We start from the raw sequence: 10,459 nt of genomic DNA, 5'->3' as shown, positions 1-10,459 counted from the left end.
GTCAAACCCGCCGACCTCGACGACGTCCGCACCGCCGTCGCGCTCTGCCGTCAGTACGGCGTGCCGGTGGTGCCGCGCGGGGCGGGCACCAGCATCGGCGGGCAGGCGATCGGCCCGGGCGCGGTGGTGCTGGACTTCCGCCGCCACCTCGGCGCCGTCCTGGACGTCGACCCGCAGGCCCGCACCGCCCGGGTCCAGCCGGGCACCGTGCTGGACGACCTCCAGCGCGCCGCCCGGCCGTACGGGCTGCGCTTCGGCCCCGACCCGTCCACGCACAGCCGCTGCACCCTCGGCGGCATGATCGGCAACGACTCCTGCGGCTCGCACTCGCTCGCCTGGGGGCGCACCTCGGACAACGTCGAGCGGCTGGAGCTGCTGCTCGCGGACGGCACCGAGCTGACCGTGGGCGGCCGGCTCACCCCGCAGGAGCGCGCCGCGCTCCGTGCCCTGCCCGGGCGGCCCGGTGAACTCCACCGGCAGCTCCAGGAGTTCACCGACCGCAACCTCGCCACCATCCGCCAGGGCCTGCCCGCGCTGCCCCGCCGCACCTCCGGCTACCCGCTGGACGCCCTGCTGCCCGAGCACGGCCACGACCTGGCCCGCGCGCTCACCGGCACCGAGGGCAGCTGCGCGGTGCTGCTCGGCGCGACCGTCCGGCTGGTCGAGGAACCGCCCGCGCGCGCCCTGGTGGTGGCCGGCTACCCCGACGAGGGCGCCGCCGCCGACGCCGTCCCCGCGCTGCTGCCGCTCGGGCCGCTCACCGCCGAGGGCATGTCCGCCGACCTGATCGCCGCACTGCTCGCCGCCGGCCCCCGACCGCCCGCGCTGGACCGGCTGCCCGCGGGCGAGTGCTGGCTCTTCCTGGAGACCGGCGGCGCCACCCCGGTCGAGGCCTACCAGGCCGCCCGCCGGCTCGCCGACGCGGTGCGCCGCGAACGCTCCGCCTCCGTCGCCCTCGTCACCGACCCGGCCGAGCAGCGCCAGCTCTGGGCCGTCCGGGAGGCGGGCGCCGGCATCGTCACCCGGCTGCCCGGCGGCGGCGAGGCCTGGCCCGGCTGGGAGGACTCCGCCGTCCCGCCCGAGCGCCTCGGCGACTACCTGCGGGACCTGCGCGCCCTGCTGCGCCGGCACAGCCTGCACGGCGTGCCGTACGGGCACTTCGGCGACGGCTGCGTGCACCTGCGGATCGACTTCCCGCTGGACGAGCCCGCCGGGGTGCTGGTCTTCCGGGAGTTCCTGGAGCAGGCCGCCGACCTGGTGGTCTCCTACGGCGGGTCGCTCTCCGGCGAGCACGGCGACGGGCAGGCCCGCGGCGAGCTGCTGCCCCGGATGTACCCGCCCGAAGTGATCGCCCTGTTCGGCGAGTTCAAACGGATCTGGGATCCGGAGCACCTGCTCAACCCGGGGGCGCTGGTCGACCCGCGCCCGCTCGACGCCGACCTGCGCTTCGTCACCGCCCCGCGCCGCCCGCTGCCGCTCGCCCTCCCGTACGAGCAGGACGGCGGCAGCCTGGCCAAGGCCGTGCACCGCTGCGTCGGCGTCGCCAAGTGCGTGGACCCGAACACCGGGGTGATGTGCCCCAGCTACATGGCCACCGGCGAGGAGCGGCACTCCACCCGGGGCCGGGCCCGGCTGCTGGCCGAGATGCTGCGCGGCATGGCGGCACCTCCCGGCCGCCAGGGCGGCGCGGCGATCGCCGACGGCTGGCGCTCGACGGAGGTCCGGGAGGCCCTGGACCTCTGCCTGAGCTGCAAGGGCTGCGCGAGCGACTGCCCGGTCCATGTCGACATGGCGACCTACAAGGCCGAGTTCCTCCACCAGCACTACCGGCACCGCCCGCGCCCGCTCGCCCACTACTCGATGGGCTGGCTGCCGCTCTGGCTGCGGGCCGCCGCCCTCGCCCCCGGCGCCGCCAACACCCTCGCCCGCTCCCCGGCCGCCGGGCTGCTCAAGCTACTCGGCGGGATCGACCGGCGCCGGGTGCTGCCGGTCCTCCCGCCGGAGACCTTCACCCGCTGGTACCGCCGCCACCGCGCCGCGCACCCGGCCCCGGCGGGGGCACGGCCGGTGCTGCTGTGGCCGGACACCTTCTCCGACCACCTCCAGCCGAACGTGCTGCGCTCCGCCGTCGAGGTGCTGGAGCACCTGGGCTTCGACGTGCGGCTGCCCGCCGGCCCGGTCTGCTGCGGCCTGACCTGGTACTCCACCGGCCAACTCGGCACCGCCCGCCGGGTGTTGCGGCGCAGCCTGCGGACGCTGGCCGACACCGGGCTGCCCGCCGACACCCCGGTGGTCGGGATGGACCCGAGCTGCACCGCCGCCCTGCGCGAGGACCTGCCCCGGCTGCTCGGCCCGGACGGCCGCCCGCTCGCCGAACGCACCCGCACCTTCGCCGAGTTCCTCGACCAGTACGCCTCCGACGCCCCGCTCCCCCAGGTCCCGCTGGACGCCGTCACCCAGACCCACTGCCACCAGCACGCCGTCCTCGGCAGCGCCGCCGACCGCCGGGTCGAGGCCCGGCTCGGCCTGCACAACCGGGTGCTGGACTCCGGCTGCTGCGGCCTGGCCGGCAACTTCGGCTTCGAGCGGGGCCACTTCGAGGTGTCCGAGGCGATCGCCGAGCGCGTCCTGCTCCCCGAGGTCCGGGCCGCCGCCCCCGACACGGTGATCCTGGCCGACGGCTTCAGCTGCCGTACCCAGATCTCCCAACTCGCCCAGGGCCGCCAGGCCCTGCACCTGGCGGAACTGATCGCCCGGGCGCTTCGGGAGCATTCCTAGGGCGCGGCGTGCTCGCCGAGGAAGGCCCCGGCGCGGGCCGCGGCCTCCTCCTTCGTCGGATAGCCGCGGTCGGCCGCGCCGCGCGCGCCGTCGGCGCCGACGCCCGCCCAGCGCCAGTCGCCGGATTCCGCCTCCTGCTCCAACTCGGCTGTTCCGCCGAACAGTTCGAGCGTGCCGTGCGGCGCCGCCGGGCGGGCCTCCGGCCACTTCTTCCGGGCCCCCTGCCGGGTGATGCCCCAGGCCGCGCCCAGTTGCTCGTAGCTCGCGCCGTAGGAACCCGCCGTCGCCGCCGCGATCGCGGTCAGCCGCTTGACCTCCGTGTCCACCACCTTCCAGGTGGCGAGGACGGAGAGCGCGACCTCGGCCGGGTCCGCGTTCCACATCCGGTCCTCGGGCAGCCCGGTCTCGCGCGAACGAACAGCCCTGGCAAGGGGGTTCAGGGCGTCACCGAGCGCTCTGGCCAGCTCGGACCGCTCCTCGGGGGTGATCTCGATCGATGTCATGCGACAACCATAGTTACCGAACCGGCCTACGACAACCAAAGTTACCGCCTGATTCGATCCGCGCCGAGTGACGGATTCAGACCCCGTCGCTCGGGCGCGAAGGGAAGACCCGCGACGAGCACCCGGCAGCCGACCGCCAGGGCCTCACCGAGGAAGCCCACGCCGATCGACAACTGCACCGGCCGGGCATCCGGAGCGAGACCGAAGCGGCCGGCGAGGAGGCCGAAGCCCGCCATCACCGCGAGGGAGCCGGCAGCGACCAGGAAAGTCCGGCCGGTGTACCGCTGCCACGCCACACCGTCGCGCTCGAACAGCGTGACGGTGATGCCGCGCAGCACCCCGAGTCCGACGCCGAGCGCGGCACCGGCGGCCACCCAGGCATAGTCACCCGCACCCAGACCCGGGCGCCGCACCAGCGACCAGAACCCGATCGCGGTCAGCACCACCGGCGGCGCGAACAGGTCCCGGGCATTGAGCGGCTCCCCACGCAGCCGCCGGATCACCACCACCACGACCACGACGGCGATCAACCCCGCTTGCAGCCAGACGTTCATCGACACACCCCTCCCCGGGATTTTTTTAGCTCGACCATGCTAAATAAGCAATTTAGCTCGACCGTGCTATAACGGCAACATGCCCAAGATCGTGGACCCCGCGGAACGCCGCCAGGCCGTCGCCGACGCCGTGCTCCGCGTCGCCGCCCGAGAGGGACTGGAACGCGCCTCGCTACGCAACGTCGCGGACGAGGCCGGGCTCGCCATCGGCTCGGTACGGCACTACTTCACCGGCAGCTCCGAACTGATGATCTTCGCGATGCAGGAGCTGGCCCGCCGCATCGACAGCCGCATCCGCACCCACGCCCGCACCCTGCTCGACCCGGAGGGCGGCACCGACCGCCGCGCACAGGTCGAGGAACTCCTCACCGAGACCCTCCCGCTGGACGCCGAGCGCCGGGAGGAGTCCGCGCTCTGGCTGTCCTTCGTCACCGCTGCCCGCACCCGCCCCGAACTCCGCTCCCGCGCCGCCGAGTTGCAGGCCGGACTGGACGGGCTGATCCACCGCGTCCTGACGGAGGCCGAGCGCTCCGGCGCCCTGGCGCCCGGCCTCGACCTCGCCGTCGAGACCCGCCGCCTCTCCGCCCTGCTCGACGGCCTCACCCTCCAGGCCGTCCAGCACCCGGACCTGGTCGGCCCGGACGAACTGCGCGCCGTGCTGCGCCGCCACCTCGACACGCTGGCCGGACGATGCCCTGATTGATTCGCCGCGTCCCTGATCCGCCACAGCTGGCACTGACCCCCCGGCCCGGATCAGCCGACGCCGTCAGGCCCCGGCCTTGGCCGCCTCCTCCGCGGGCGCCTCCTCCGCGCAGACCGCCGACACGAACTCCGCAACCCGGGCCTGCGGCAGCCCGCGCGCGATGTCCGCCTCGCTGATCATCCCGACCAGCTTGTGCTCCGGGTGGTTGATCACCGGCAGCCGGCGCACCCGGTACTGCTCCATCACCCGTAGCACCTGCTCCGCGTCCTCGTCCGCCTCCACCGTCATCGGCCGGCCCAGGGCCAGCTCGCCCGCCGTCACCCCGGCCGGGTCCCGGCCCTCGGCGACGCAGCGCAGCACGATGTCGCGGTCGGTCACGATGCCCAGCAGCTTGTCGTCCTCCCCGCAGATGGGCAGCGCGCCGACGTGCCGTTCCCGCATGATCCGGGCGGCGGCGGCGAGCGTCTCGTGCTCGCGGATGCACTCCGCGCCCGGGTGCATGATGTCGCTGGCTCTGGTCATGGTCCCGCCTCCTGGCCTGGCTTCGGCTCCCCTGTCCATCCTGGTCCGGGCCCGCGGAGGCCGCCACCGGGCGCCGGTCAGGCCGCCTGGTCCGGCTCCGCGCGCCCGCCCGGCGCGTCCGCATCCGGCACCGGCGACTGGTCCAACAATTCCTCCAGTGGCGGGAGTTCGTGCTTCGAGCTGTCCTGCTCGACCTCCGCCTTCGCCGCCTCCTCCCGCTCCACGGCGGCCCGTTCGGCGCCCTTCGCCGCTGCCGCCGCGGCGTTCACCGCGGCCCGCTGCTGGTTGTCCGTCGCACTGTCCAGGAAGCGCAGCAGCTCCACCGGGAAGGGCAGCACCAGCGTCGAGTTCTTCTCCGCTGCCACCTCCACCACCGTCTGCAGCAGCCGCAGTTGGAGCGCCGCCGGGGTCGCGCTCATCACCGCCGCCGCCTCCGACAACCGGGCCGAGGCCTGGAACTCACCGTCCGCCGTGATGATCCGCGCCCGCCGCTCCCGCTCGGCCTCCGCCTGCCGCGCGATCGAGCGCTTCATCGACTCCGGCAGCGCGACGTCCTTGATCTCCACCCGGTCGATCTCGATGCCCCAGCCCAGCGCCGGGCTGTCGATCATCAACTCCAGCCCCTGGTTGATCGGTTCGCGGTTGGCCAGCAGGTCGTCCAGCTCGCTCTTGCCGATGATCGAGCGCAGCGAGGTCTGCGCCACCTGGGAGATCGCGAAGTGGTAGTCCTGCACGTTGACGATCGCCTTCACCGGGTCCTCGACCCGGAAGTACACCACCGCGTCCACCCGGACGGTCACGTTGTCCCGGGTGATGCCCTCCTGCGCCGGGATCGGCATCGTCACGATCTGCACGTTCACCTTGCGCAGCTTGTCCGCGATCGGCAGCAGCCCCACCAGCCCGGGCTCGCGCACATCCCTGCGCACCCGGCCGAAGCGGAACACCACTCCCTTCTGGAACTGCTGGACGACCCGGACGCTCAGGCCCGCCCAGATCGCCCCCAGCCCGACCAGCCCCCCGATGGCACCCAGCACCGCATCGACGATCATCGCGGCCTCCTTGCGGCCTCGGCGAGGCCTCCTCGCGCACCAGCCAGCCCCGGCCGTCGCCGACCCGGCCCAGCCGGGGGGCCGCCGGAGCAGCTGATTCCACGCTACGCCTGCCCGGCCAGGCCGGCGCAGGGCCGATACGGGCCCGGCACGAGCTCGGTGCACGGCCGATGCGGGCCCGGTGCGAGCCCAGCGCGAGCCCTAGGAGGGCTTTGTCAGGTCCGGTGGTGGGGGTCGGGGGGTTGTCCGGCCTCGAACGTCGCTGCGAGACGATCACCCGCTCGGGGATCGGTGGGGCGGTGGTGACCGGTTCGTCCCGCGGGGTTGAGCGGGAGTCCGGGTCGGGCCGTCCGCCGACAGCCCGACCCCGGCCCTGTTCTGTTACGACCACTCCGGGTGCGGGGCCGTGATGCTCCCGAACTGGTACGAGTTGTTGGGGAGGGTGAAGACGTACTCGTGCGGGTCGTTGTGCGCGGACTCCAGCTTGTTCGGGACGCTGTGGTAGCCGAGCGCGTAGAGGTTCCGGGACGGGGCCCAGGTGTTGTAGCAGTAGATGGCGTTGCGCTTGGTCGCCATGTGCGCGGCAGGGATGTCCAGCACGTAGGCGGCACCGTTCGCGCGGGAGCCGAGCGGCTGGTCGTAGGCGTAGACGAAATTGAAGCGCACGTCGGTGAGTTTGCCCTCGCGGGCCAGTTGCACGGCCGCGTCGGCGATCGCCTTGTGGGTGTCGGTGATCTCCAGCCAGCCCGCGGTGAACTTGTGCGAGGCGCCCGGGTACTGCCGCGCGATGGACGCGATCTTCGACTTGACCGTGGCGACGAACCGGGCGAAGGCATCGGGCCCCCCGTAGGGGGAGTCGACGATCTTCAGGTTGATCACCTTGTCGACCCCGAGGGTGGCGGCAGAGGCCATGAACTCGGCCGTCCGGCAAGGGACGATCTTGCTGCTGCCGTCGGTCGGCCAGTTCACCCCGTGGTGGCCGCCGGCCGCGCAGGGGTGCCGGTCCGAGCCTGTGGTCAGCGGGCAGGGATCGGTGTTCATCAGCTTCGCCAGCCCGTCGTTCTCTCCCCGTGTCACCAGCACGAGGTACACCGGCCGGCCGGCCGCCTTGTGCTCCAGGATCGCCCCGGCCAGGCCCAACGCCTCGTCGTCCTGGTGCGGCGAGTAGAAGATCGCCGGCGGTGCCGCCGCCGACGCCTCGGTCGCCCACATGCCGGAACTCAGCACCGTCGCGCCGGCCAGCGCGCCGGCCGTCAGGACCTGCCGTCGAGACGGACCCGCGTACCCGTTCTCCACCATTGCTGCCTCCCGGTCCCACCGGACCTTCTCGCCACCGCCCCGATCACCGGGCCCAACCCGGTCGACGGGCCACCGTCACCCGGCGGTTCAACCGGGCCACCGTCCAGACCGCCCAGCGGGTGCGGCGGGACAGGGCCCAGTAGGGCTTTGTCGGGCGCCACGGATGGTCAGGCGAGGGGAAGGATGCCTCACCCGCCCAGGCCCCCTGGACCGGTGCCTGCCCGATATGCGACCGACCCGCATCCGCCCCGCTCCCACCACAGGACCTGACAAAGCCCTACTAGGATCGGGGCCATGCCGCAGTCCGCCGCCGCCGACGACCCCGGCCACCCCCGCCACCCCGCCGAGGCCGCCGCCCGCGCCATCTCGCTCACCGCGCTGGACCGCGTCGTCACCGACTGCCGGGCCTGCCCGCGCCTAGTCGAGTGGCGCGAGGAGAGCGCCCGCACCAAGCGCCGCGCCTACCTGGACTGGGACTACTGGGCCCGCCCGATCCCCGGCTTCGGCCCGCCCGACGCCCCGCTCGTCCTGGTCGGCCTCGCCCCCGCCGCCCACGGCGCCAACCGCACCGGCCGGATCTTCACCGGCGACCCGTCCGGCGACCTGCTCTACGCGGCGCTCTACGACCTCGGGCTCGCCAACCGCCCCGAGTCCGTCCGGTACGGCGACGGCCTGCACCTGCGCGGCGTCCGCATCACCGACCCGGTCCGCTGCGCCCCGCCCGACAACAAGCCCAGCACCGCCGAACGCGACACCTGCCGCCCCTGGATCACCCGCGAACTCCAGTTGCTGCGCCCCACCGTACGGACCGTCGTCGCCCTCGGCGGCTTCGCCTGGCAGGCCCTCCTGCCCGCCCTCGCGCAGGCCGGCTGGCAGGTCCCCCGGCCCCGCCCCGCCTTCGGCCACGGCGCCCTGGCCGTCCTCCCCGCCACCGACGGCGGCCCCGCCCTCCAGCTGTACGGCTGCTACCACGTGAGCCCGCGCAACACCAACACCGGCCGCCTCACCACCCCCATGCTCCGCGCCCTGCTCCGCACCGCCGCCCGGTCGGCCGGGCTGGAACCGGCGCCGGAGTAGGCCCGACGGCACCGACCCCCGTACGGTGCCGTCGAGCCGGCCCCGACCAGCCGGGCCCCCAACTGATCGGGCCCGCACTCAGTCGAACCGCCGGGTCGCGGTGATGCCGCCGTCCACCGGCAGGGTCACCCCGGCCACGTACGACGCCCGGTCGCTCAGCAGCCAGGCCGCCGCCTCCGCGATCTCGGTGTCCGCTCCCGCCCGGCCCAGCGGGGTGGAGCGGATGACCAGGTCCTCGAACTCCGGGCCGGACCCGAAGAACCGCTCCGTCGAGGGCGTCCGCACCACGCCGGGCGCGACGGCGTTGACCCGGATGCCGTGCCGGGCGTAGTCGGCGGTGGCCGCCTTCACCAGGCCGGTCAGGCCGTGCTTGGCGGCCTGCTGGACGCCGTCCCCGAAGCCGCCCACCAGCGCGCCCACCCCGGAGTTGAGCACCACCGCGCCGCCCCGACCGCCCGCCGCCATCGCCCGCAGCTGGGCCCGCAGGCAGAGCCAGCTGCCGCGCAGGTTGAGCGCGTGGGTGTCGTCCCACTCGGCCTCGGAACGCTCGGCGAGCGGGGCCGGCGACAGGCCGGAACCCGCGTTGTCGAAGGCCGCGTCCAGCCGGCCGTACGTCGTGAGCGCCGCCTCGACCGTCCGCTCGGCGCCCTCCGCGGTGGCCAGGTCGGCGGCGACGGCCACCGCCCGGGCCCCGCCTGCCCGCAGGTCGGCGGCCAGCGCCTCCACCTCGGCGCCGGAGCGGGCGGCCAGCACCAGCAGCGCGCCCTCCCGGGCGAACAGCCGGGCGGCGGCTGCACCGATGCCGCGCCCGGCGCCGGTGACGATCGTGACCTTGTCGTCGAGAAGTCCCATGCGGCGAGCCTCCCGGCGCCCCGCCCGGGCCACCAGCGGCCAGCCCTTCCCGGGGACGGGCCGACCGGGGACGAGCCAGCCAGGGACGGCCAGGTCCTGGCTAACCCCACCCGGCTGTGGCAGCGTGACCGCATGCCCGAGACCCCGCTGGGCGCGTTCCTGCGCGCCCGCCGCGCCCGCCTCGCGCCCGCCGAGGCGGGCCTGCCCCCGGCCGGGCGCCGCCGGACGCCCGGGCTGCGCCGCGAGGAGGTGGCGGCCCGCGCGGGCATCTCCGCCGACTACTACGCCCGGCTGGAGCAGGGCCGCCAGCGGGTGCCCACCGGCCCGGTCCTCGACGGCATCGCCGAGGCCCTGCAACTGGCCGGGGCGGAGCGCGCCTACCTGCACCGGCTGGCTGCCCGGCACCGCGCACCGGCCGGGGCGTCGCCCGAGCCACCGGCCGTCTCCGCCACCACCCTGGCGCTGCTGGACACCCTGGACGCCGCGCCCGCCTTCGTCACCGGCCCGACCTTCGAACTCCTCGCCTGGAACCGCCCGGCCGGCCTGCTGATGGCCTGGCCGGAACGGCGCCCGCCCCACGAGCGCAACCTGCTCTGGCAGGTGTTTTGCTGCCCGTACGGGGACCGCTCGCAGGGCAACCTCGCGGCCACCGGCTCGATCGGCGCGGACCTCGTCGCCTCGCTGCGCGCCCACCACGCGGACCGCCCCGGCGATCGCGGGCTCACCCGCCTGGTCCGCCGGATGTCCTCGGACAGCCCGGCCTTCGCCGCACTGTGGGACCGCCACCGGGCCGGGCCGCCCGGCCCCGGCCGGCTCCACATCCGCCACCCGGCCCTGGACACCGACGTCCTGGACTACACCGTGCTCGCCCTGCCCGAGGAGGGCCGGTACGTCTTCGTCTGCCTCGCCCCACCCGGCAGCCGCGCCCGCCACGCCTTCGCCGCCGCCCACGACGCGGCCCCGGCCCACGCGGCGCCGTTCTAGGTTGGGCCTAGGTTTGGCCTAGGTCCTGTCCGGCCAATCTTGGCGGGCCCGCGACTCCCCCAGCCTTCGGCCGGGAGGTACCCCCATTACGCATCCCGCCTGGACGCACGCCCGAATCGCCCAAGTACGTCCAGTACG

At 74.7% G+C, this 10,459-nt stretch carries 10 protein-coding genes; 4 read left to right on the top strand and 6 right to left on the bottom strand.

The genetic code is table 11. From position 1 onward, the window contains the following. Positions 1–2,778, top strand: a 2,778-nt coding sequence (locus tag ACFV6I_RS26525) for an FAD-binding and (Fe-S)-binding domain-containing protein (protein ID WP_380428035.1), incomplete at its 5' end; no start/stop codon positions are given. On the opposite strand, the gene ACFV6I_RS26520 is transcribed toward ACFV6I_RS26525, so the two are convergent. Next, positions 2,775–3,281, bottom strand: a complete 507-nt coding sequence (locus ACFV6I_RS26520; protein ID WP_380428033.1) for a hypothetical protein — start codon at positions 3,279–3,281, stop codon at positions 2,775–2,777. The two genes, ACFV6I_RS26525 and ACFV6I_RS26520, sit on opposite strands and share 4 nt — an antisense overlap. Before the next feature lie 41 nt (positions 3,282–3,322). Beyond that, a complete protein-coding gene (locus ACFV6I_RS26515) occupies positions 3,323–3,835 on the bottom strand; it encodes a DUF1453 domain-containing protein (protein ID WP_380428031.1) in 513 nt (170 codons plus the stop codon). A gap of 79 nt (positions 3,836–3,914) precedes the next feature. Here ACFV6I_RS26515 and ACFV6I_RS26510 point away from each other — a divergent pair, with 79 nt between their 5' ends. Beyond that, complete coding sequence (locus ACFV6I_RS26510; protein WP_380428029.1) at positions 3,915–4,538, top strand: TetR/AcrR family transcriptional regulator; 624 nt, start codon at positions 3,915–3,917, stop codon at positions 4,536–4,538. Positions 4,539–4,601: 63 nt separating this feature from the next. Here the strand turns inward: ACFV6I_RS26510 and ACFV6I_RS26505 are convergent, their stop codons facing one another. The 3 genes from ACFV6I_RS26505 to ACFV6I_RS26495 all read right to left on the bottom strand — a co-directional run bounded on the left by ACFV6I_RS26505 (position 4,602) and on the right by ACFV6I_RS26495 (position 7,408). Continuing rightward, positions 4,602–5,060, bottom strand: coding sequence for a CBS domain-containing protein (locus ACFV6I_RS26505; RefSeq protein ID WP_063346447.1), 459 nt, complete (start codon positions 5,058–5,060; stop codon positions 4,602–4,604). A gap of 77 nt (positions 5,061–5,137) precedes the next feature. Next, positions 5,138–6,109 carry a slipin family protein gene (locus ACFV6I_RS26500; RefSeq protein WP_380428027.1) on the bottom strand — a complete coding sequence of 324 codons (972 nt, stop codon included), beginning with the start codon at positions 6,107–6,109 and terminating at the stop codon, positions 5,138–5,140. A gap of 381 nt (positions 6,110–6,490) precedes the next feature. Beyond that, complete coding sequence (locus ACFV6I_RS26495; protein ID WP_063346448.1) at positions 6,491–7,408, bottom strand: PIG-L deacetylase family protein; 918 nt, start codon at positions 7,406–7,408, stop codon at positions 6,491–6,493. Between the two features lie 294 nt (positions 7,409–7,702). Between ACFV6I_RS26495 and ACFV6I_RS26490 the strand changes: the two genes are divergently transcribed. After that, positions 7,703–8,485 carry a uracil-DNA glycosylase gene (locus tag ACFV6I_RS26490; protein WP_380428025.1) on the top strand — a complete coding sequence of 261 codons (783 nt, stop codon included), beginning with the start codon at positions 7,703–7,705 and terminating at the stop codon, positions 8,483–8,485. 78 nt (positions 8,486–8,563) lie between these two features. On the opposite strand, the gene ACFV6I_RS26485 is transcribed toward ACFV6I_RS26490, so the two are convergent. Continuing rightward, a complete protein-coding gene (locus ACFV6I_RS26485) occupies positions 8,564–9,337 on the bottom strand; it encodes an SDR family NAD(P)-dependent oxidoreductase (protein WP_380428023.1) in 774 nt (257 codons plus the stop codon). A 132-nt stretch (positions 9,338–9,469) separates the two neighbouring features. Here ACFV6I_RS26485 and ACFV6I_RS26480 point away from each other — a divergent pair, with 132 nt between their 5' ends. Then, entirely contained in the window at positions 9,470–10,321 is an 852-nt protein-coding gene (locus ACFV6I_RS26480; RefSeq protein ID WP_380342985.1) for a helix-turn-helix transcriptional regulator, read from the top strand. Positions 10,322–10,459: the final 138 nt, after the last annotated feature.

Origin of the sequence: Kitasatospora sp. NPDC059803 (genome assembly GCF_042732255.1) — a bacterium.
In the GTDB taxonomy this organism is placed as follows: Bacteria; Actinomycetota; Actinomycetes; order Streptomycetales; family Streptomycetaceae; genus Kitasatospora.
The sequence above is the reverse complement of the archived record's forward strand: the minus strand, read 5'-3'. Positions and strand labels throughout refer to the sequence as shown.

Coding starts and splice junctions, on each gene's coding strand:
- ACFV6I_RS26520 (WP_380428033.1), bottom strand. CDS start 3,281: ATGACATCGATCGAGATCACCCCCGAGGAGCGGTCCGAGCTGGCCAGA.
- ACFV6I_RS26490 (WP_380428025.1), top strand. CDS start 7,703: ATGCCGCAGTCCGCCGCCGCCGACGACCCCGGCCACCCCCGCCACCCC.
- ACFV6I_RS26510 (WP_380428029.1), top strand. CDS start 3,915: ATGCCCAAGATCGTGGACCCCGCGGAACGCCGCCAGGCCGTCGCCGAC.
- ACFV6I_RS26480 (WP_380342985.1), top strand. CDS start 9,470: ATGCCCGAGACCCCGCTGGGCGCGTTCCTGCGCGCCCGCCGCGCCCGC.
- ACFV6I_RS26505 (WP_063346447.1), bottom strand. CDS start 5,060: ATGACCAGAGCCAGCGACATCATGCACCCGGGCGCGGAGTGCATCCGC.
- ACFV6I_RS26485 (WP_380428023.1), bottom strand. CDS start 9,337: ATGGGACTTCTCGACGACAAGGTCACGATCGTCACCGGCGCCGGGCGC.
- ACFV6I_RS26515 (WP_380428031.1), bottom strand. CDS start 3,835: ATGAACGTCTGGCTGCAAGCGGGGTTGATCGCCGTCGTGGTCGTGGTG.
- ACFV6I_RS26495 (WP_063346448.1), bottom strand. CDS start 7,408: ATGGTGGAGAACGGGTACGCGGGTCCGTCTCGACGGCAGGTCCTGACG.
- ACFV6I_RS26500 (WP_380428027.1), bottom strand. CDS start 6,109: ATGATCGTCGATGCGGTGCTGGGTGCCATCGGGGGGCTGGTCGGGCTG.